Here is a 19,256-nt window from a genome sequence, read left to right as displayed (position 1 = left end):
GCAGCAGGACACTGCGCCACACCAGAAAGATTGTTTAACTGTCAACATTTTACCACGTCGACCAAGAACTCCGATAGGCTAAAAAGCATGGCTGAAAGTTCGGAGCGAAACACCCGAAATACCGCAGCGCCTAACGGGCAGCGCGAGCGCTATGGGGACAACAGTCGCACTCTCCCCGCAAAATTGGTTGTCATCGCTATTGTTGGCATGCTCGTCATCGCCGGCGCATACATCTTCGTTCAGATGAACCGCGTCTCCGCCCCGGATGTCTCTGCAACGCAAGCGGGCTGGAGCCGCACTCCAGGTAAGGAAGATGAGCAGTTCATCTTCACCCTGGACGTCACCCGCGAAAAGCCGGAGCTGGATAGCTACTGCATTATCTACGCGCTGAACTATGACGTGGCAGAGGTCGGCCGTCGCGACGTATTCATTCCGGGCGGCGGCCCCGCTACGGTGCGTATGGACGTCCCCATTGCCACCCGCGAGTTGGCCGTCGCAGGCGATGTCTACGGCTGCTCCACCGACATTCCGGAGTTCCTCGCACCTGCTAAGTAACCGCCTTTCGCAACTGAGGATTATGCGCTTTCACGGCACGTCGTAAAGCGTGCGCAACAACACTCCGACGCGCCTGTTATTGCCATGTGGCGTGACAGTGCTATCCTGTGACGCAGCCGACGGCCCCAAGCGGGGCCGCTTTTGTATTAAATAGCCAAAACACAGGAGGAACCATGACTGAGGCAAAGAACAATAGCCCATGGCTCACCCAGGAGTCCTACGACAAGCTCAAGGGCGAGCTTGAGGCGCTATATGAAAACCGCCCGGTCATCGCCGCCGAGATTAACGAGCGCCGCGAAGAGGGCGACTTGAAGGAAAACGCCGGCTACGATGCCGCCCGCGAGCAGCAGGGACAGGAAGAGGCACGCATCCGCTACCTCGAAGACCTGCTCCAGCGCGCCACCGTCGGCGAGATTCCGCAGGAGTCCGGTGTGGCTCTGGTCGGCACCGTGGTCCACGTCTACTACGACGGCGACGAAGACGACACCGAGACCTTCCTCATCGGTACCCGTGGCGCTGACTCCTCCAACCCGAACCTGGAGACCTACTCCACCGATTCCCCGCTGGGCAAGGCTCTGGTCGGCGCTAAGGAGGGCGAGACCCGCACTTACGCTTCCCCGAGCGGCGACGAAGTGTCTGTCACTGTGGTCAAGGCTGAGCCGTACGACCCGGAGATGGACGCCTAAGCGCTCCCGGCGTTAGACCGCCTCAACCCAGGCGGCAACTTCGGACCACAGTGCCCGATTCTTGGACCGATAGAAGCCCATATGGCCTATCGGTCCATTTTTTGTGCCCTCTCCCGCTTCGATATCGCGCTTTACGACGTCACACTGCACAACCCTATCGGTCAATACGTCGACTGCCAACAACAAAGCGCCGGCCAACCCGTAATAACGGGCTAACCGGCGCTTGTGCGTTAGTTAGTTTTCTAGCGTTTAGTCCCTGAAGTAGGACAGCAGACGCAGAATCTCGGTGTAGAGCCAGACCAGGGTCACAGCCAGGCCGAGGGCGACACCCCAGGCGTACTGAGCCGGAGCGCCAGCGCGGACCAGGCGGTCAGCCTGATCGAAGTCAATCAGGAAGCTGAAGGCTGCCAGGCCGATGCAGACCAGCGAGAAGATGATCGACAGCATGCCGCCGTCACGCAGCGGGAAGCCCAGGCCGAACAGGGAGAGCACCAGGTTGCCCAGCATGAGGACCAGCACACCGATCAGAGCCGCGCTCATAAAACGGGTGAACTTCGGGGTCACGCGGATAGCGCCCGACTTGTAGACGAAGAGCATACCGATGAAGACACCCAGGGTGGCCAGCACTGCCTGCATAATCAGCGCACCTGCGGCAACGCCCTGAATTGGAGCGGTGAACATGAAGCTGATGCCACCGACGAAGAGGCCCTCGAAGGCCGCGTAGGTGAGGGTAACCGGCGCGGAGCCGTACTTCTTGCCGAAGGTGGAAACCAAAACAGTAATCAGACCACCGATGGCGCCGACAATGGTCAGAATCATGGCCAGGCTGGTGGAGACACTGACGGCAATGAAGAAATTGACCGCAGCCAAAACGATGATGGTTGCCAGCGTGATGCCGGTCTTGGAAACGACATCGTCGACCGTCATCGGACGGTAGTCGGCGGCAACCTGCGACTGGTACGGGTTATCCCCGTAGCCAGCGCCCATCTGGCCTTGGCCGTAGTGATGTGCGCCCGCCTGTCCGCGGGCGACGGTCTTAGTAAGTGAACTGAATGCAGGATTGCTGCTTTCGCGCACGTCGTCCTTCTTTCTTTTCTCAGTTTTTCTTACGTTTTGTATTCAGGCACACGCGCTTACGTTTGCCTACACTTTCTACAACGGGCGATGTAAAGGTATTGTTCCCAACCCTGAAAAACAGTTAGTATCAAGGTAATTCCTCGCCTGCTGGCGGTGATTTTGTAATCGCGGAAAAACTCACAGTCGCCAGGCGTGGGCACCACATGAGTGATTATGAAACAGGAGGTTGGTCAAGATGTCTGATGGCCTTGACTACGATCCGGATACCACTGGTGATTTCGACGAGACCACGCTCGATGGCTCAGAGGGACTCGATGGCGACTTCCTCACCGGTGATGGCGAGAATTATGTAATGGATCCGCCGGACCGCTGGCGGGGCGCTTCTCCGCATGACACCCTCGGCAAGCGGTTGGCCGAGGAAAAGCCGGACATCGACGTCGACGACGATCTGGATGATGACCCGGAGATGCGTTACGGCGATGTCGACGGCCACGAACCGTTCGAGTTCGGCAACGATGGCCCGCGCGACCCGGACCGCAACCGTCGGATGGGCTGGACTACTTACTAAAGTTTTCTAAGTTTTTGTAGTTTTGCCAAATTTACTATCTCGGGGCGCCGCGCAACAGTAGTATCTGTGCCATGACAGCATCTACTGCTACGACAAACCGAACTACCATCCGCAATCCGCTTAACGACGAGCTCGTTGCCCGCCTTCTTCAGCGCGTCACGGTAGCTGATAAGTCGAAGACCGCCACTATCTCGGCACCATTTACCGGCCAGGAGCTGGCGCAGATTCCTGTCGGTACCCAGGCCGATGTCGACGAGGCATTCAAGCGTGCCCGTGCCGCGCAGAAGAAGTGGGCCCGCATGGCGCCGGAAAAGCGCGGCGAAGTGCTGCACCACTTCCACGACCTGCTCTTTACCCACTGCGACCAGGTGCTGGACCTGCTGCAGGCCGAGACCGGTAAAAACCGCGCCAGTGCCCACGAGGAGCTCGTACACACCGCTATCACCGCCCGCTACTACGGCAATCAGGGCCCGAAACTGCTTGAGCCGAAGCGAGCGCACGGCGCGGTCCCGGTACTTTCCAAGACCACCGTCTACCACCACCCAAAGGGCGTCGTCGGTGTTATTGCTCCGTGGAACTACCCGCTGACCCTCGCGGTTTCCGATGCGCTGGCTGCACTGATGGCCGGTAACGCCATCGTGCTCAAGCCGGACAGCACCACTCCGTTTACCGCTCTCTTCGCTGTCGATTTGCTCTACCGCGCTGGCCTTCCGGAGGATCTCTTCCAGGTCATTCCAGGACCCGGTCGCGTTGTCGGCCAGGGCATTGTCGGCCAGTGTGACTTCCTGATGTTCACCGGCTCCTCCGAGACCGGCCGCTCGCTGGCACAGCAGTGCGGCGAACGCCTGATCAGTTTCTCCGCGGAGCTCGGCGGCAAGAACCCGCTGATTGTCGCTGAAGATGCCAACATCAACCGCGCGGTCGAGGGCGCACGCATCGGCTGTTTCACCAACTCCGGTCACCTGTGCGTGTCCATTGAGCGAATCTATGTCGTGGACTCCGTCTGGGACGAATTCGTCCCGGCATTCACCGACCGCGTGAAGGCAATGTCCATCGGCGCTGGCTACGAATGGGAAACCGAGATGGGCTGTCTGCAGTCGCAGGGCCAGTTCGACATCGTCAAGTCCATGGTCGACGAGGCCATCGAGGCCGGCGCCACCGTGCTGGCCGGCGGTCGTCCTCGCCCGGATCTGGGACCGCTGTTCTACGAACCGACCGTGCTTACCGACGTCCCGGAGGGCGTCGCCCTGCTGACCGAAGAGGTATTCGGCCCGGTGGTAGTCCTCCAGCGTGTCTCGGACGTCCATGAGGCTATCGCCAAGTCCAACGATTCCCGTTATGGCCTCAACGCTTCGCTGTGGACCTCCCCGCGTCGCGCAAAGGAGCTGGCTCCACAGCTTGAGGCCGGTACCGTCAATGTCAACGATGGTTTTGCTGCGGCCTTCGCGTCTGTCGATGCCCCGATGGGTGGTTTCAAGGATTCGGGTGTGGGCCGTCGTCAAGCAGCGGGCGGCCTGCTGAAGTACACCGATGAGCAGACAGTGACCGTGCAGCGCCTTTCCCCTGTGTCGATGCCACAGATGCCGCGTGAGCTGTACTCGAAGGTGTTCAACACGGCACTTGTCCTCGGCAAGAAGTTCAACGTCCTGCCGTAATCCGCATGTAGCGCACACAGATAGCAAAAGGCCAGGTCAGAAAACTCTCCGACCTGGCCTTTTGGTGCCCCCAGTGGGACTCGAACCCACACTGAAAGGATTTTAAGTCCTCTGCCTCTGCCAATTGGGCTATAGGGGCCCCTAAGAAAGATTAATGGGCGATATGGGTGTCTACCAAACTCGCCACAATTCCGTCGAGGATATCCTTCTCGCTGATGTAGAAAAAGCGCTGCTCTTCCTTCGCTGCCTCGGAAAGCGGCAGCGCCTCAAACATGTCCATCAGACCGTCCACAATGATGGAACCGCCGGCGAAGACATCCGCGCGCTTCGGATGCATCACGGGATTGGCAGCGAGGGACTCCGCGTCGGTCTCAATCACGGACGCGGTCAGCGCACGCAACGCCGCAAAGCGCAGCTGCGACAGGTGGATTGCCTCCGGGTCGTAGGTTTCTAGCCCCTGTGCCAGCGCCGACAGCGTGGTGAAGGTCCCGGCGCAGCCGACGATGGTGCGAGCCTTGTCGACAGGCACCTTCGCAACAATCTCGTCGGCCAGCTCCGCAACATACGAACGCGCCTCCTGGACCTGTTCCGCCGTCGGTGGCGAGGCCTGCAGGAACCGTTCGGTCAAGCGCACACTGCCCATAGCCACGGAATCAGAACCGGCTACCGTACCATCGTGGTCACCGACAATAACCTCGGTGGAGCCACCGCCGACGTCAATGACGCAATACGGACCGAGCTCGGGCTCCAAGTCATCTACCGCCCCGCGGAAGGACAGCGCGGCTTCCTCGTCGCCGGAAATAACCTCGGCCTCTGCACCCCACGGAGCGAGAATCTCGCGGGTCATGGCGAAGAAATCGTCGCGGTTGCTTGCGTCGCGTGTCGCCGATGTCGCCACCATTCGGACTGCTTGCACTTTTTCGACCTGCATAAGCTCCGCATACTTCGTCAGAGCCTCCCGCACGCGCTCCAGCGCCTCTGGAGCCAGCATGCCAGTGGCATCCACGCCCTGGCCAAGGCGGACGATTTCCATCAGTCGGTGCAGTTCTGTGATTTCGAGAACTCCATCGACAACCTCGACCCGGCTGATAAGCAGGCGAAGCGAATTAGTGCCGCAGTCGACGGCAGCGAGGGTCGTCATTTATCCCTCCACCCCCGGATACGCAATACCGAGCTCGGCAATCGTGGGCCAATCTGCGGGAATCGCGGTGCCGCGCAGCTTCTCGTTCTCCGCCGCCAGCGCCACCGACTCAGTACCCAGTCGGAAGTGATTCGGCCCCTTGGCCAGCGCGTAGGCAATAAGAACGTGGAGGCACTTCACGCGCGTCGGCATGCCGCCACCGGAGAAGTCCGTGCCCAGGTCTTCCATCTCATTGCGCTCTGCCAGAAACGCCTCGTGCGCGCGCTGGTAATCGGCGGCGAGCTCTTCGTCGCTTTCCAGACGCGCGGTCATTTCCTTCATCACGCCAGTCGTCTCCAACCGGGAGGCCTCCGCGGTGAGTCGCGGATCAGTTAGGTAAAAGAGCGTGGGAAACGGAGTGCCATCGTCCAAGCGCGGCTTCGTCTTGACCACACCAGGAGTGCCGTCGGGGCTGCGGTAAGAGATGTCCACTACACCGCGCGGTTCACGTCCGAGCTGCTCCGCTATCACTTCCAAATCTGCGGTATCCACAGACATCGGTCACACTCCTTTTGCTTCCGTTTTACTGACACATAATCTCACAGTCGCCTTACAAGCGCGTTGCTTCGCTTTACGACGGCACACTCCGCCGCGCATGCAACCTCACCGAGAGGCCCCAGGTAGCCCTACGGAGGTTTAGGACTCCGGTACCGTCGGCAAGCTCTCTGGCCTCGTTGCCTGATCGCGCCCCGGATTAGGGCGAGTCTCTTCGGGTTCGGGCGGGATGGAAATGGAATCCCACAGCGTCTCGTACCACTTCTTGGCCTGGTGCTGCGGAATTTCCTCCGGCTGCGTCACAGGCTGTTCGCCCACGGCCGGATCGAGGATACGGAATGGGGTCTCCCCCGGCTCTACCAGCCCCAGGCGCAGACGTGCCTGCTCCTTAACATAGGCGGGGTTGGAGTACAGCTCCTTTTCATCCTCTAACTGCTTAATTCGCTGTTCCATGCGAGCAATATTGTCCTGCGTTGCGGCTACATCCGCCTGCTGTTGTGCAAAAGTCCGCAGCGGAATTGCGAGAACAGATACTAAGAAAAGCACCAGCAGACCAATACCGATCTTCTGTGCCGTGCTCAGCGAGCGCATTCCCGATGCGATTGCCGCTGCCGAACGCTGCCCCGCCCCTGCAGGGCGCGACTGTGTTCCGCGGCGAGATCGGTCCGATGCACTCATGCCCCACACTCTACCCGACCGCCAGCCGATGAAATAACAAAAACCCGCCCACAACCACGTGCGTGGTGCGGACGGGCAGTGCTAGACGCAGCTTTCGCAGCGCCTCAGCTCTTTACTTGAAACGCGGGAATGCGCTGCGACCAGCGTAGACAGCAGCGTCACCCAGGTACTCCTCGATGCGCAGCAGCTGGTTGTACTTAGCAACGCGCTCGGAGCGAGCCGGAGCACCGGTCTTGATCTGGCCACAGTTCAGGCCGACAGCCAGGTCAGCGATGGTGGTGTCCTCAGTCTCACCGGAGCGGTGGGACATCATGGACTTGTAGCCGGCGTTGTGAGCCATTGCGACGGCCTCGAAGGTCTCGGACAGGGTACCAATCTGGTTGACCTTGACCAGCAGAGCGTTAGCGGCCTTCTTCTCAATGCCCTCTGCCAGACGCTTCGGGTTGGTGACGAAGAAGTCGTCGCCGACGATCTGGACCTTGTCACCAAGCTGAGCAGTCAGGGTGGTGTAGCCCTCCCAGTCATCCTCCTGCAGCGGATCCTCGATGGAGACGATGGCGTAGTTCTCAACCAGGTCAGCGTAGACAGCTGCCATCTCCTCAGCGGTGTGCTCGCCGCCCTCGAAGTGGTACTTGCCGTCCTTGAAGAACTCGGAAGAAGCGACGTCGAGAGCCAGAGCGACATCGTCGCCCAACTTGTAGCCTGCGGCCTCAATTGCCTCAACAATCAGGTCCAGTGCAGCCTTGGTGGAGTCAACCGACGGAGCGAAGCCGCCCTCATCACCGAGGCCAGTGGACAGGCCCTTGTCCTTAATGACCTTCTTGAGTGCGTGGTAGACCTCAGCACCGACGCGCAGTGCTTCCTTGAAGGTCGGGGCGCCAATCGGAGCAATCATGAACTCCTGGACGTCAACGCCGGAGTCAGCGTGTGCGCCACCGTTGAGGATGTTCATCATCGGAACCGGCAGAACGTGACCGTTCGGGCCGCCGACGTAGCGGAACAGATCCAGGCCAGCGGACTCAGCAGCAGCCTTGGCAACAGCCATGGAAACACCCAGGATTGCGTTAGCACCCAGGCGGGACTTGTTGTCGGTGCCGTCCAGCTCAATCATGGTCTTGTCAACCAGACGCTGGTCCTCAGCCTCGAGGCCAATAATTGCGTCCTCAATCTCCTCGAGCACAGCGCGGACAGCCTTCTCGACACCCTTGCCCAGGTAACGGTCTCCGCCATCGCGGAGCTCGTGTGCCTCATGAACGCCGGTGGAGGCACCGGACGGAACCGCAGCGCGGCCCACAGCGCCGTCTTCCAACAGCACCTCAACCTCAACGGTCGGGTTACCACGGGAGTCCAGAATTTCGCGTGCGTTCAACTCGATGATTGCAGCCATAGGTCACCTTTCCGCCGGAACCGTTCCGGCACATGACTCCAATTGTGGCACGGTTTGCCAACCTTCGCCTTAAATCCTTTTCACCCTATGCGGGCTGATTCAGCGCATAGTTCGCCGCAGCGTCCCGAACATCGCGAAGATACTGCTCAGACTGGTTATATGAGCGAATTGCAGATGCCCACCCTTCCGGGGTGGCGAGGTCGCGTTCCCCACTGCAGAGCATCCGTGCGGTGGTCGCAGTTGCGTCGTCGATGTTGTTGGGGTCGGCGACACCATCACCAGACGCATCCATCGCAAAACGATGCCAGGTCTCGGGAATAAACTGCATCGGCCCCACAGCGCGGTCATACTCTGTGTCACCGTCGAGTTCGCCGTTGTCAGTATCGAGAACCTCAGCAAACCCACTCGTGCCGTCCAGCGGCGGACCGATAATCGTCGGACTGACTACCCCATCGGCGCCGATATGAGCCGGCTTGAGCCAATTGCCCGAGTACGTGCCGTGATTAGTCTCCACTTTGCCCAGTCCTGCAAGCGTGTTCCACTCCAGGTGGCAGTTCGGGAACTGTTCTGCCGCAATCACATATGCGTTGCCGTAGGCGCGGAGAGCGTCCTCAGAAATACCCGTCTTCGGGGAAATCTGCTGCGCCCACTGTCGGAGCTGTTCCGAGGTGCGCCCGGGCGCGTTGACATCAATCATCGGCGGTGGCTCAGCCGCAGCAGGCGGCACATTATCCGGAATCGGCTTCTTGGTCAACGACGGGATTACGGGTCCAGTGAACATAGCCAACGCCCCAACCGTGCCAATGATGATCAGCACCGCCAGGGAGGTTAGACCGAGGCAGCCACAGCCTCTCGAGGACTTCTTTTTCCCCTTACTGCGGCCACGCGGCTTCGCCCCGCGGGGTGCGGGGTGCGCGTATTCATCAAAGGGAGAATTAGAAGGCATGGGGAATTACTCTACGGGGTAGACCGTAAAAATCACTCAAACTCGAGGACAGAAATCACTTTTGCTGGAAACTAGCTGTCGCTTTCCGACGGGCCGAAGTCCTCAGCCTCTTCGTTATCTTCGCTGCCCGCTGCCCACTGCTCAGCACTGCCGGCCTGCTGATTCTCCATCTGGGCCAGCTCAGTCAGGAATGTGCGTGAAGCCTGTCGGGTCCGTTCTTCCGCACCGGACTCAGTCTCCAGCCCCGGGGTCGGGACCAGAATCTCCACTGGAATGTCTGCATCGGACAGTCCCAGTGCACGTGCGCGGCGGATGGCTTCCTCAGCCAAAGTCAGAGCTGGCAGCTGTGTGGCCGGGTTCGAGCGCGGACGTCCGCGGCCGTAAGCCCACAGTCGCTCCTGTTCTTCCTCCGACACCATCTCTCCCTCGGCCACAGTGCCGTCGAAGAGGTACGGCTGACGAGCGCGCATCTTCAAAATAAAGTCGGTCGCCACATCGTCGAAGTCGAAGTCCTCCGCGATTTCAGCGTGGAAGAGGATCTGCAGCAGCAGATCCGACAGCTCGCTACGAATGTCACCGCCCTCGTTGACTGCGTCGACAAACTCGTAGGCCTCTTCAATGAGATACGGCAGCAGGCTCTTGTGCGTCTGGCGAGCTTCCCACTGCCCCGTGCGCCGTGCTGCCGCCATGATGTCCACGGCCTCGACGACGTGGGGCAGACGAGCTGCGGCAAGCTGTTCCTGCGGAGTCAGCGGTTCTGCAACAGGCTCTGCCCCTGGCTCTGCAACCGGTTCTGGCTCAGGTTCTTTCACCGAGTCCTGCTGGGGAGCCGCCGCAACCTGAGCTGCCGGAGCTGCTGGGTCCGGCGCATCATCCAGCTCGACCGAGTAGACCTTCTCGCCCGCATCGAGGCGATCGAGTACCTCGTCGTTTTCCATATCGGTGGTGACCAGAATCTCCGCCTGGGACACCGAGTGCCCACCGGCGTCGGCGATTGCCCAGCGCACACGGATCGGGACTTCTTCGGTGTAGCTGACTTCACCGGTCAGCAGGCTAGCGGCTTCCAGCGGAATCGCTGTTGGAAAGCGGCTATCGAGCTTGATGATAGTCATACGGTTTCTAGTCCTTTCCCATGTGCGAGATATCCATACGTGGAATTCCCGCCATCGATGTCAAGAAGTCTGCTACCCACTGCACCAATGCAATGTCGCGGACAGGTTTTGCCCGCAACCCTCGCCCTTCCTTCGGCATTCCGACGGAAACCGTGCGCGTTGCCGCACGATAGGTCGCCTGTGGATACAGGCGCTTGAGACGCACCTGCTTGGAGTCAGCAAGCTCCATAGGGGTTATTCTAATGTGCGCACCCATGGCTTGAACTTCATGCACGCCGAATTCCCGGCAAATAATTCGAAGTCGTGAAATAACCGCCAATCTCTCCACCTCAATGGGTGGGGTTCCGTAACGGTCAACGAGCTCTTCGAGCACTACGTCGATATCGTCCAGCGCACTGGCAGCAGCAAATTTGCGGTACGCCTCTAGACGTAGGCGTTCCGACGACACATATTCGGCCGGAATATTCGCATCGACCGGCAAATCGATCCGAACTTCCTTCGGTTCGTTATCGGAAGCATCCGGAGTTTCACCATCAGCCACTGCCTTCAGCGCGGCCACGGCCTCGCCAACCAGTCGGACGTACATATCGAAGCCGACACCGGCAATGTGACCGGACTGCTCCGCACCGAGGATATTTCCGGCACCGCGCATTTCCAGGTCCTTCATGGCCACAGCCATACCGGCACCCAAGTCATTGTTCTGCGCAATCGTGGACAGACGGTCGTAGGAAGTCTCCGTCAGCGTCTGATTTTCCGGGTAGAGGAAGTAGGCATAGGCGCGCTCACGGGAACGGCCCACGCGACCACGCAGCTGGTGCAGCTGGGAAAGACCCATATGGTGGGCGTTTTCCACAATCAACGTATTGGCGTTGGCAATATCCAGGCCGGTCTCCACGATGGTGGTACACACCAGCACGTCGTACTCGCGCTGCCAGAAGCCATCGACCGTGCGCTCCAGCTGCTCCTCCCCCATCTGACCGTGGGCCACTACCACGCGGGCCTCGGGCACCAAATTGCGGATATTCTGGGCGACTTTGTCAATGGTTTCCACCTTATTATGCAGGTAGAACACCTGTCCGTCGCGAAGCAGCTCTCGCCTGATAGCAGCGGCGACCTGCTTGTCGGACTGCGCGCCGACGTATGTCAGCACCGGGTGACGATCCTGCGGCGGGGTGAGAATCTGGCTCATCTCGCGGATGCCGGCAATCGACATTTCGAGCGTGCGCGGAATTGGCGTTGCGGACATGGTGAGCACGTCGACGTGGTGCCGTAGCGCCTTGATGTGTTCCTTGTGTTCGACGCCGAAACGCTGCTCCTCGTCAACGATGACCAGGCCGAGTTCTTTCCACTGCACGCCGGTCTGCAGGAGACGATGCGTGCCGATAACAATGTCGACCGTCCCGTTCTTCAGCCCTTCGAGGACCTCCTTGGAGTCCTTCGGCGAGGTAAAGCGGGACAGTCCACGGATGGTGACCGGGAAGCCCTCCATACGCTGAGTGAAAGTGGTCAAATGCTGCTGTGCCAACAGCGTAGTTGGCACCAACACTGCTACCTGACGGCCATCTTGAACAGCCTTGAAGGCAGCACGCAGTGCCACCTCGGTCTTGCCGTAGCCGACATCGCCGATGAGCACGCGATCCATCGGCACCGGCTTTTCCATGTCGGACTTGATTTCGTCGATGGCCTGAAGCTGGTCCTCAGTCTCGGTGAAGGGGAAGTTATCCTCCATCTCCTGCTGCCATGGCGTATCCGGCGCGAACGCGTGGCCCGGCGCGGCTTGGCGCTCGGCGTAGAGCTTGACCAGCTCTTCCGCAATCTCGCGGACAGCGCCACGGGCCTTGCGCTTGGTGGACTTCCAGTCCGAGCCGCCCATCTTCGACAGCGCGGGCTTTTCACCGCCGACATAGCGCGACAGCAAATCCAGGCTCTCCATCGGCACGTAGAGCTGGTCCGAGGGGCCTCCGCGCTTGCTCGGTGCGTACTCGAGCACCACGTACTCGCGGCGAGCCTGATCCTCGCCCGTGCCGATGGTGCGCTCAGTGAGCTTCACAAACCGACCAATGCCATGCGTGTCGTGCACGACATAGTCACCGGCCTTCAGCGCCAGCGGATCCACCTGACCACGGCGCTTCGCTGGCTTGCGGCGCCCACCAAGCGCGCCTTCCGCGATGCGGTTACCTGTGATGTCCTGCTCGGTAATCAGAGTCAGCGCGCCACCGGGGATTCGCGGGAACACCAGGCCACCGTGCAAAACACCCTGGTAGACCGTAATTCTTCCGGACTCGGGATACTCCGGGCCCGCCGCCATGCGCGTCGCAATTCCGGCTTCCCTAAACTTTTCCGCTTGCCGACGCGCCCCCGCGGGCGTCGCCGCCACGTACGCCACTCGCTCCCCCGCGACCGTGGCATCGCGCAGCTGCTTCATCAGGTGACCAATTTCCTTTAAGTCGCCGCGTGGCGCGGGCCCAGGCTCGAAGGTCAGTGGCAGCACATCATCTTCGGTGACTCCCGCCTCCAGCATGCCGGGCGGGGAAATATGCCACGAAGTGGGCATCGGGATAGAGGCCAAGCTGCGGTACGCGCTGGGCTCCAGCCCATCCGTGGCGATTGGCGCCGAGCCACCCATCGCAGCAGTTTCCCACGCTGCGGCCATAAACTCCTCGCCTGCACTGATAAGGTCCTGTGCGCGGGAGCGAATGCGCTCCGGCCCGCACATGAGCACATGAGTTTTCTCCGGCATGACCTCGGTGAGCATCTTCATCGGATGCTGACTAATCAGTGGGATCAGCGATTCCATGCCCTCCACCCACTGGCCATCGCCGATGCGGGTGAGCATTTCTTGGACCTGGCCAGAACGCGTGGTGGCGAGTTTCTCCGCGGCGGCCTTCACATCGTCGTCGATAAGCAGTGCACGACACGGGAAGATATCCAGCTGGTCGACCTCTACCTCAGAGATCGTGCGCTGGTCAGCGACGGAAAAAGCGCGCAGGTCGGTGACCTCGTCACCCCAGAGCTCGATACGTACCGGCAGCTCTTCGGTCGCAGGGAAAACATCGACGATGCCGCCACGCACGGCAAACTGGCCACGCCTGCCGACCATGTCCACATGCGAATAGCCGTGATGCACCAGCCGCTCAACCAGGCTCTCGCAGTCCCGGTCCAGTTGGACGTGAATGGGGGCGCTGGCTTCAGCCTCAAGGTCGTCCACAATCGGCTGCACCAACGAGCGCACCGCCGCAATCAGAACGTCGACCTTGCCCCGGCGAACGTCGTAAAGCGCCTTACGACGCTGCGCCACGGTATCCACCGCTGGCGAAAGCTTCTCATGCGGGAGCGTCTCCCACGAGGGGAACATAGCTACACGGTCGCCGATCATCGACTTGACCTCGGCGGTCAGGTCCTCCGCCTCGCGGCCGGTAGCCGTGACGACCAGCACCGGCACCTTCGTAGACATGGCGTAAATAAGGTGCGAACGCACCGCGTCCGCACCCGTGAGCGCCAGCTCGTCTTCGCCGATGCGCCCGAGCACGCCGACAAATTGAGGATCCGTGACAACGAGGCTTTCCAGCCCCGACAGCGGGTTCGGCAGAATGCTGGGTGTGGCTTTCGCCGAGGAGGACGCAGAAGTTGGCATAGCCCCAATATAACCATGCACCCCGGATCCACCCTGCGTGCTGGTTAGCCGTTCTCCGCCACCTGCATCGGGTCTGCTGCAGCACCTGCCCCGAACTTCGCGCCCTCAGCGGCCGCTGGCACATCAGCGGAACCATGGAGAGTCGGAGAACCCTCCATGCCGGCCAGCCCGTTCCAACACAGGTTCACGATGTGCGCCGCCACTGTCTCCTTATCCGGACTGCGCTTCTCCATCCACCAGCGAGCGGTCTGCGAAACCATACCGACCATGCAGTTTCCGTAGAGCACCGACATGGCCGGGTCGAAGCCGGCGCGTTTGAAAGCCTCGGCGAGGATAGGCGTAACCGACTCAGTGGCATTATTCAGCAGCGTCTCATAGCCACCCGCCACGCCGGGGTCGCGAGAAATAATGGAGAATCCCTCCGGGTTTTCCTCCACATAAGTCAGCAGTGCCAACACCGCCTGTTCGATGCGGTAACGCGAGCGCCCCAGGGACAACGCTTCCCTAATCGTGGCCTCCAGGGTCTTCATCTCCTGGTCGACAACTGCCTGGTAGAGCCGCTCTTTGGTGCCGAAATGCTCGTAGACAACCGGCTTTGAGACCCCGGCTGCGGCAGCGATCTCCTCCATTGAGGCGGCATCAAGCCCCTTGGCGGCAAAGATTCCACGGCTGACTTCTGTCAGCTGAGCTTTGCGCTGTGGACCGGTCATACGTCGTCTCGGAGAATTGGAGGCCATGCTTTTAGATTAGTGGCTAAAGTCTTGCTATCGTATATCGCAGGCGCAAGCGAGTTGGCTGAGTCGAATCAGCCATGCAATTTTTCGCGTTTGCCCCATTCTCCCATGGTGTAATGGCAACACTCCGGTTTTTGGTACCGGCATTCTAGGTTCGAGTCCTGGTGGGAGAGCAAGCGGGGGGCCGGCCCCTTAATTAAGAAGTGACTTTTCGCCCCGCCGTGACCGTGATGCACCCTGACCGAGGAGTAGCAAGTTTCATGTCGAACGGTTCGGCCACCGCTGTGGTCATTCTCGCCGCGGGTCAAGGCACCCGAATGAAATCCGATACGCCGAAAATGCTGCACGCTATCGGCGGTCGTACCATGTTGGAGCACGCGCTCTATGCCGCCAAGGGCATTAATCCGGATGAGATTGCTGTTGTCGTTGGCCACCAGCGCGAAAAGGTAATCGACGCCATCGGGACTTGGGCTTCGGATACCGAGCACTCCAACGGTGTCGTCATTGCCCACCAGGACGAGCAAAACGGTACCGGCCACGCTGTTCAGTGCGCGCTGGAGCACCCCGAGCTGCAGAACTTCGATGGCACCATTCTGGTGACCACTTCCGATGTTCCGCTGCTGGATTCCGAAGCGCTCCAGGCGCTGCTCGAAGAGCACAACCGCAAGCCACGCGCAGCTGTGACTGTGCTGACCTCCACTGCTGACAACCCGCACGGCTACGGCCGCATCGTTCGCAACGCCGACGGCGAAGTTCTGCGCATCGTGGAGGAAAAGGACGCCTCCGACGAGGAACGCGAGATCACCGAGGTCAACTCCGGTGTCTACGCATTTGATGCCGAGACCCTGGCAAACGCTCTCAAGCAGCTGGACACCAACAATGCCCAGGGCGAGCTCTACCTCACCGATGTCATCGGCATCGCCCGTGAGGCCGACCGCTCAGTGCGCGGTCACCGCCTCGCCGACGCCACCGTCGTCGCCGGTGTCAATGACCGCGTCCAGCTGGCTACCCTTGGCCGTGAGCTCAACCGTCGCACCTGCGAGGCAGCTATGCGCGGGGGCGCCACTATCGTCGATCCGGACACCACGTGGATTGACGTTGAGGTGGAAATCGGCCGCGACGTCACGATTCTGCCGGGCACGCAGCTGCACGGCAAGACCGTGATTGGCGACGGGGCCACCGTGGGACCGGACACGACGCTGACCAACATGGTCGTCGGCAAGCGCGCCAGCGTCGTACGTACACACGGTTCCGATTCGGAGATCGGCGAGGATGCGACGGTCGGACCGTTCACCTACATTCGCCCGAACACCAAACTCGGTGTCGGCGCGAAGCTCGGCGGCTTCGTAGAAGCGAAGAACGCGCAGATTGGAAACGGTTCGAAGGTTCCGCACCTGACCTACGTCGGCGATGCGGAGATTGGCGAGCACTCCAACATTGGTGCCTCCAGCGTGTTCGTGAACTACGACGGTGTCAACAAGCACCGCACTGTTATCGGCTCGCATGTTCGCACCGGCTCCGACACCATGTTCATCGCTCCGGTGACCGTGGGTGATGGTGCGTACTCAGGTGCAGGTACTGTTATTAAGGACGACGTTCCTCCGGGAGCATTGGCGGTCAGTGGTGGCCGTCAGCGCAACATCGAGGGATGGGTCGAGCGGAAGCGTCCAGGTACCGCTGCTGCTGAGGCAGCGCAGGCGGCGCAGGTAGCTGACAACGCTGACAACAACAAGGAAGACCAGGAAGGCTAGACGGCAGATGACCGGCCAGTGGATCGATAACCAAAAGAACCTCATGCTCTTTTCCGGAAGGGCACACCCGGAATTGGGCGAGGCAGTTGCCAAGGAGCTCGGCACAGAGCTGACTCCGATGACCGCTCGTGATTTTGCCAACGGTGAAATCTTCGTGCGCTACGAGGAATCCGTCCGCGGTTCCGATGCCTTCGTGCTGCAGGCGCACCCGGCACCGCTGAACAAGTGGCTCATCGAGCAGCTGATTATGATTGACGCGCTCAAGCGCGGTTCGGCCAAGCGCATCACCGCTATCCTGCCGTTCTTCCCATACGCCCGCCAGGACAAGAAGCACCGTGGCCGTGAGCCGATTTCCGCTCGCCTGGTCGCTGATCTGCTCAAGACCGCAGGCGCTGACCGCATCGTCTCCGTGGATCTCCACACCGACCAGATTCAGGGCTTCTTCGACGGCCCGGTCGATCACATGCACGCCATGCCGATTCTGTCGGAGTACATCAAGAAGAACTACTCCCTGGACAACCTGGTCGTGGTCTCCCCTGACGCCGGCCGTGTGAAGGTTTCCGAGAAGTGGGCCAACACCCTGGGCGACGCCCCGCTGGCCTTCATTCACAAGACCCGTTCCGTCGATGTCGCAAACCAGGTTGTCGCCAACCGCGTGGTCGGCGAGGTCTCCGGTAAGACCTGTCTGCTCATCGACGACATGATTGACACCGGCGGCACCATCGCCGGCGCTGTCAAGGTGCTGCGTGAGGCTGGCGCTGAGGATGTCATCATCGCTACCACGCACGGCGTCTTCTCCGACCCAGCTCGCGAGCGCCTGTCGAAGTGCGGTGCCCGCGAGGTCATCACCACCGATACCTTGCCGCAGTCCACCGAGGGCTGGGACAACCTGACCGTCCTGCCAATCGCACCACTGCTGGCTAAGACGATCCACGAGATCTTCGAAAACGGTTCCGTCACCACTCTCTTCGAGGGCCAGGCATAAGCTCTTTCCGCTTGCCGACGGGCACCCCGCCGCGACCAGCAACCTAGTTTTGCTGGTGGTGGCGGGGTTTGCTGTTTGACCTGTTAGTCCACTACAATTTTTCCGGTAAGTCTCGGCGAGGGCGGCCACAGTAGGTGGTTGCCGTTATCGACGCGACGCTCGCAGCCCAACTTTTGCGCCCACGGTGGCATGGATGCGGCACGTGCTCGACTCGACGACTCAGTATCGAATCGTTTAGGAGTCCATTTTCATGGCAAAGCCCAACATCATCAAGATTGATGCTCGTAACCGCACCGAGTTCGGCAAGGGTGCCGCTCGCCGTGCCCGCGTTGCTGGCGACATCCCGGTTGTCATCTACGGCGCTGACCTGGATGCTCCGAAGCACATCCTCGTTGACACTCTGGATTTCCACGCTGTCATCCGTAACCACGGTGTCAACGCTGTTCTGGACGTCAACATCGAGGGCGAGTCCCAGCTGTCCATGGTTAAGGCTGTTGACCAGAACCCGCTGACTCTCGACATCGACCACGCTGACCTGCTCGCCATTCACCGTGACGAGAAGGTTGAGGTTGAGGTTCCGGTCGTTCCGACTGGCGAGCTCGCTCCGGGTGCCCTGCTCATGCAGGATGCCGAGACCATTCTGGTCAACGCACCGGTTCTGGCTATTCCGGAAGAGATCGAGGTCTCCGTCGAGGGTGCAGAGGTCGGCACCATGGTTCACGCCGGCGACGTTACCCTGCCAGAGGGCCTGGTCCTCACCGACGACGCTGACCTGCTCATCTTCAACATCGTCGAGCCGGAGGAGGAGCCGGCTGGTGACGTCGATGCCGACATCGAGGGCATGGGCGAGGCTGAGACCCCGGATGAGCCAGCTGAGGAATCCGCTGAGTAATGTAAGCGCTGAATAGCTCTAGCTGACTGAGCCAATACAGGCTTTCACGCTTAGCTAACAAAAAAGGGACGGACGCTCTTGTCCGTCCCTTTTTTGCACTCCCCAAAATCAAAAGATTGCTTACCGTGTGCCAAGATTGAACTCATGAACGCCTCCACCACGCCTCTACTTGTCGTGGGCCTCGGCAACCCTGGGCCCAAATATGAACTCACCCGCCATAACGTCGGACATCTGGTGCTAGATGAACTAGCTAGCCGGACTTCTCCGATGCCGTCGTCGTTTAGCGTGCACAAGAAGTCCAACGCTGAGATTGTGCAGACTCGGTTTAAAACCTCCGATGGTGGCGAGCGACAGGTGATTCTGGCTAAACCCCGGACGTACATGAATCTGTCGGGTGGGCCGGTCGCGGCGCTGGCGAAGTTCTTCAACATCGCACCTACCGACGTCGTGGTGGTCCACGATGAGCTGGATCTGGACCCGGGCGTGGTCCGCCTCAAACGTGGCGGTGGCGAGAATGGCCACAATGGGCTGCGTTCGACCTCGAAGTCATTGGGCACGAAGGACTACATGCGCGTGCGCATTGGCATTGGTCGTCCTCCGGGCCGCCAGGATCCAGCTGATTATGTGCTGCGCAACTTCAATGCCAAGGAGCGCGAGGAACTCGCTTTCACCCTGCCCACCGCGGCGGAGGCAGTGGAGCTAATCGCCAGCCACGGGCTGGAAATTGCTCAGAACCAGGTGCACGGGCGGTAGCAGATAGAGGCAAATGGCAGCAACGAGCCCCCTTCCCTCCCAACTTTCACTGGGATGAGAAAAGGGGGGCTATTTTCGCGTTCCCGGGAGCTTCATTCTTTACAGCTCGTCGGTGTTCGTGCTGCTCGGCGTTTTCGTCGGCGGTTTCGCTCTGTCCACCGAGCGCCT

The 19,256-nt window shown here is 60.4% G+C and carries 17 protein-coding genes and 2 tRNA genes; 9 read left to right on the top strand and 10 right to left on the bottom strand.

The genetic code is table 11. The features are described 5' to 3' along the window. Window positions 1-87 precede the first annotated feature (87 nt). Window positions 88-555, top strand: a complete 468-nt coding sequence (locus QP977_RS07175) for a DUF4307 domain-containing protein (RefSeq protein WP_048733970.1) — start codon at window positions 88-90, stop codon at window positions 553-555. 173 nt (window positions 556-728) lie between these two features. Continuing rightward, the gene (greA, locus tag QP977_RS07170) at window positions 729-1,241 is read left to right on the top strand and encodes a transcription elongation factor GreA (protein ID WP_049192847.1); all 513 of its coding nucleotides are present in this window, start codon (window positions 729-731) and stop codon (window positions 1,239-1,241) included. A gap of 249 nt (window positions 1,242-1,490) precedes the next feature. Here the strand turns inward: greA and QP977_RS07165 are convergent, their stop codons facing one another. Then, window positions 1,491-2,318: a Bax inhibitor-1/YccA family protein gene (locus tag QP977_RS07165; RefSeq protein WP_048733966.1), complete on the bottom strand. Its 828-nt coding sequence runs from the start codon at window positions 2,316-2,318 to the stop codon at window positions 1,491-1,493. 235 nt (window positions 2,319-2,553) lie between these two features. Between QP977_RS07165 and QP977_RS07160 the strand changes: the two genes are divergently transcribed. Further along, window positions 2,554-2,886 (top strand): hypothetical protein, encoded by a 333-nt coding sequence (locus QP977_RS07160; RefSeq protein ID WP_048733964.1) that lies wholly within the window; start codon window positions 2,554-2,556, stop codon window positions 2,884-2,886. A gap of 71 nt (window positions 2,887-2,957) precedes the next feature. Next, the gene (locus QP977_RS07155) at window positions 2,958-4,541 is read left to right on the top strand and encodes a succinic semialdehyde dehydrogenase (RefSeq protein ID WP_049190697.1); all 1,584 of its coding nucleotides are present in this window, start codon (window positions 2,958-2,960) and stop codon (window positions 4,539-4,541) included. Window positions 4,542-4,603: 62 nt separating this feature from the next. On the opposite strand, the gene QP977_RS07150 is transcribed toward QP977_RS07155, so the two are convergent. The 9 genes from QP977_RS07150 to QP977_RS07110 all read right to left on the bottom strand — a co-directional run bounded on the left by QP977_RS07150 (window position 4,604) and on the right by QP977_RS07110 (window position 14,710). Next, a tRNA-Leu gene (locus tag QP977_RS07150) sits at window positions 4,604-4,680 on the bottom strand. Window positions 4,681-4,692: 12 nt separating this feature from the next. Then, a complete protein-coding gene (locus tag QP977_RS07145) occupies window positions 4,693-5,682 on the bottom strand; it encodes a Ppx/GppA phosphatase family protein (protein ID WP_049172251.1) in 990 nt (329 codons plus the stop codon). Next, window positions 5,683-6,219 carry a DUF501 domain-containing protein gene (locus QP977_RS07140; protein WP_048733959.1) on the bottom strand — a complete coding sequence of 179 codons (537 nt, stop codon included), beginning with the start codon at window positions 6,217-6,219 and terminating at the stop codon, window positions 5,683-5,685. Window positions 6,220-6,357: 138 nt separating this feature from the next. Beyond that, window positions 6,358-6,894, bottom strand: coding sequence for an FtsB family cell division protein (locus QP977_RS07135; protein WP_048733957.1), 537 nt, complete (start codon window positions 6,892-6,894; stop codon window positions 6,358-6,360). A gap of 112 nt (window positions 6,895-7,006) precedes the next feature. Beyond that, on the bottom strand, window positions 7,007-8,281 hold the full coding sequence (gene eno, locus QP977_RS07130; protein WP_048733955.1) for a phosphopyruvate hydratase: 1,275 nt from the start codon (window positions 8,279-8,281) through the stop codon (window positions 7,007-7,009). A gap of 85 nt (window positions 8,282-8,366) precedes the next feature. Next, window positions 8,367-9,227, bottom strand: coding sequence for a lytic transglycosylase domain-containing protein (locus QP977_RS07125; protein WP_049172246.1), 861 nt, complete (start codon window positions 9,225-9,227; stop codon window positions 8,367-8,369). Between the two features lie 71 nt (window positions 9,228-9,298). Further along, window positions 9,299-10,339: a MazG nucleotide pyrophosphohydrolase domain-containing protein gene (locus QP977_RS07120; protein WP_049172244.1), complete on the bottom strand. Its 1,041-nt coding sequence runs from the start codon at window positions 10,337-10,339 to the stop codon at window positions 9,299-9,301. 7 nt (window positions 10,340-10,346) lie between these two features. Further along, window positions 10,347-13,973 (bottom strand): transcription-repair coupling factor, encoded by a 3,627-nt coding sequence (mfd, locus tag QP977_RS07115; protein WP_147766734.1) that lies wholly within the window; start codon window positions 13,971-13,973, stop codon window positions 10,347-10,349. A gap of 44 nt (window positions 13,974-14,017) precedes the next feature. Continuing rightward, window positions 14,018-14,710 (bottom strand): TetR/AcrR family transcriptional regulator, encoded by a 693-nt coding sequence (locus QP977_RS07110; protein WP_141744756.1) that lies wholly within the window; start codon window positions 14,708-14,710, stop codon window positions 14,018-14,020. Between the two features lie 99 nt (window positions 14,711-14,809). Between QP977_RS07110 and QP977_RS07105 the strand changes: the two genes are divergently transcribed. The 5 genes from QP977_RS07105 (at window position 14,810) to pth (ending at window position 19,088) form a co-directional block, all read left to right on the top strand. Continuing rightward, window positions 14,810-14,880 (top strand) — tRNA-Gln (locus QP977_RS07105). Between the two features lie 87 nt (window positions 14,881-14,967). Next, window positions 14,968-16,458, top strand: coding sequence for a bifunctional UDP-N-acetylglucosamine diphosphorylase/glucosamine-1-phosphate N-acetyltransferase GlmU (glmU, locus tag QP977_RS07100; RefSeq protein WP_049172238.1), 1,491 nt, complete (start codon window positions 14,968-14,970; stop codon window positions 16,456-16,458). A 7-nt stretch (window positions 16,459-16,465) separates the two neighbouring features. Further along, window positions 16,466-17,443 carry a ribose-phosphate diphosphokinase gene (locus QP977_RS07095; protein WP_016423206.1) on the top strand — a complete coding sequence of 326 codons (978 nt, stop codon included), beginning with the start codon at window positions 16,466-16,468 and terminating at the stop codon, window positions 17,441-17,443. A 250-nt stretch (window positions 17,444-17,693) separates the two neighbouring features. Continuing rightward, window positions 17,694-18,335 (top strand): 50S ribosomal protein L25/general stress protein Ctc, encoded by a 642-nt coding sequence (locus QP977_RS07090; RefSeq protein WP_038626221.1) that lies wholly within the window; start codon window positions 17,694-17,696, stop codon window positions 18,333-18,335. 144 nt (window positions 18,336-18,479) lie between these two features. Further along, on the top strand, window positions 18,480-19,088 hold the full coding sequence (pth, locus tag QP977_RS07085; protein ID WP_049189754.1) for an aminoacyl-tRNA hydrolase: 609 nt from the start codon (window positions 18,480-18,482) through the stop codon (window positions 19,086-19,088). Window positions 19,089-19,256 lie beyond the last annotated feature (168 nt).

Source organism: Corynebacterium sp. MSK012, from assembly GCF_030232435.1.
Taxonomy (GTDB): Bacteria; Actinomycetota; Actinomycetes; order Mycobacteriales; family Mycobacteriaceae; genus Corynebacterium; species Corynebacterium jeikeium_D.
This window is presented reverse-complemented; position numbering and strand designations above follow the sequence as displayed.

What these genes read in the sequence shown, in the direction of transcription:
- QP977_RS07175 (WP_048733970.1), top strand. Translation starts at nt 88, where the DNA reads ATGGCTGAAAGTTCGGAGCGAAACACCCGAAATACCGCAGCGCCTAAC.
- greA (WP_049192847.1), top strand. Translation starts at nt 729, where the DNA reads ATGACTGAGGCAAAGAACAATAGCCCATGGCTCACCCAGGAGTCCTAC.
- QP977_RS07160 (WP_048733964.1), top strand. Translation starts at nt 2,554, where the DNA reads ATGTCTGATGGCCTTGACTACGATCCGGATACCACTGGTGATTTCGAC.
- QP977_RS07155 (WP_049190697.1), top strand. Translation starts at nt 2,958, where the DNA reads ATGACAGCATCTACTGCTACGACAAACCGAACTACCATCCGCAATCCG.
- QP977_RS07145 (WP_049172251.1), bottom strand. Translation starts at nt 5,682, where the DNA reads ATGACGACCCTCGCTGCCGTCGACTGCGGCACTAATTCGCTTCGCCTG.
- QP977_RS07140 (WP_048733959.1), bottom strand. Translation starts at nt 6,219, where the DNA reads ATGTCTGTGGATACCGCAGATTTGGAAGTGATAGCGGAGCAGCTCGGA.
- QP977_RS07135 (WP_048733957.1), bottom strand. Translation starts at nt 6,894, where the DNA reads ATGAGTGCATCGGACCGATCTCGCCGCGGAACACAGTCGCGCCCTGCA.
- eno (WP_048733955.1), bottom strand. Translation starts at nt 8,281, where the DNA reads ATGGCTGCAATCATCGAGTTGAACGCACGCGAAATTCTGGACTCCCGT.
- QP977_RS07125 (WP_049172246.1), bottom strand. Translation starts at nt 9,227, where the DNA reads ATGCCTTCTAATTCTCCCTTTGATGAATACGCGCACCCCGCACCCCGC.
- QP977_RS07120 (WP_049172244.1), bottom strand. Translation starts at nt 10,339, where the DNA reads ATGACTATCATCAAGCTCGATAGCCGCTTTCCAACAGCGATTCCGCTG.
- mfd (WP_147766734.1), bottom strand. Translation starts at nt 13,973, where the DNA reads ATGCCAACTTCTGCGTCCTCCTCGGCGAAAGCCACACCCAGCATTCTG.
- QP977_RS07110 (WP_141744756.1), bottom strand. Translation starts at nt 14,710, where the DNA reads ATGGCCTCCAATTCTCCGAGACGACGTATGACCGGTCCACAGCGCAAA.
- glmU (WP_049172238.1), top strand. Translation starts at nt 14,968, where the DNA reads ATGTCGAACGGTTCGGCCACCGCTGTGGTCATTCTCGCCGCGGGTCAA.
- QP977_RS07095 (WP_016423206.1), top strand. Translation starts at nt 16,466, where the DNA reads ATGACCGGCCAGTGGATCGATAACCAAAAGAACCTCATGCTCTTTTCC.
- QP977_RS07090 (WP_038626221.1), top strand. Translation starts at nt 17,694, where the DNA reads ATGGCAAAGCCCAACATCATCAAGATTGATGCTCGTAACCGCACCGAG.
- pth (WP_049189754.1), top strand. Translation starts at nt 18,480, where the DNA reads ATGAACGCCTCCACCACGCCTCTACTTGTCGTGGGCCTCGGCAACCCT.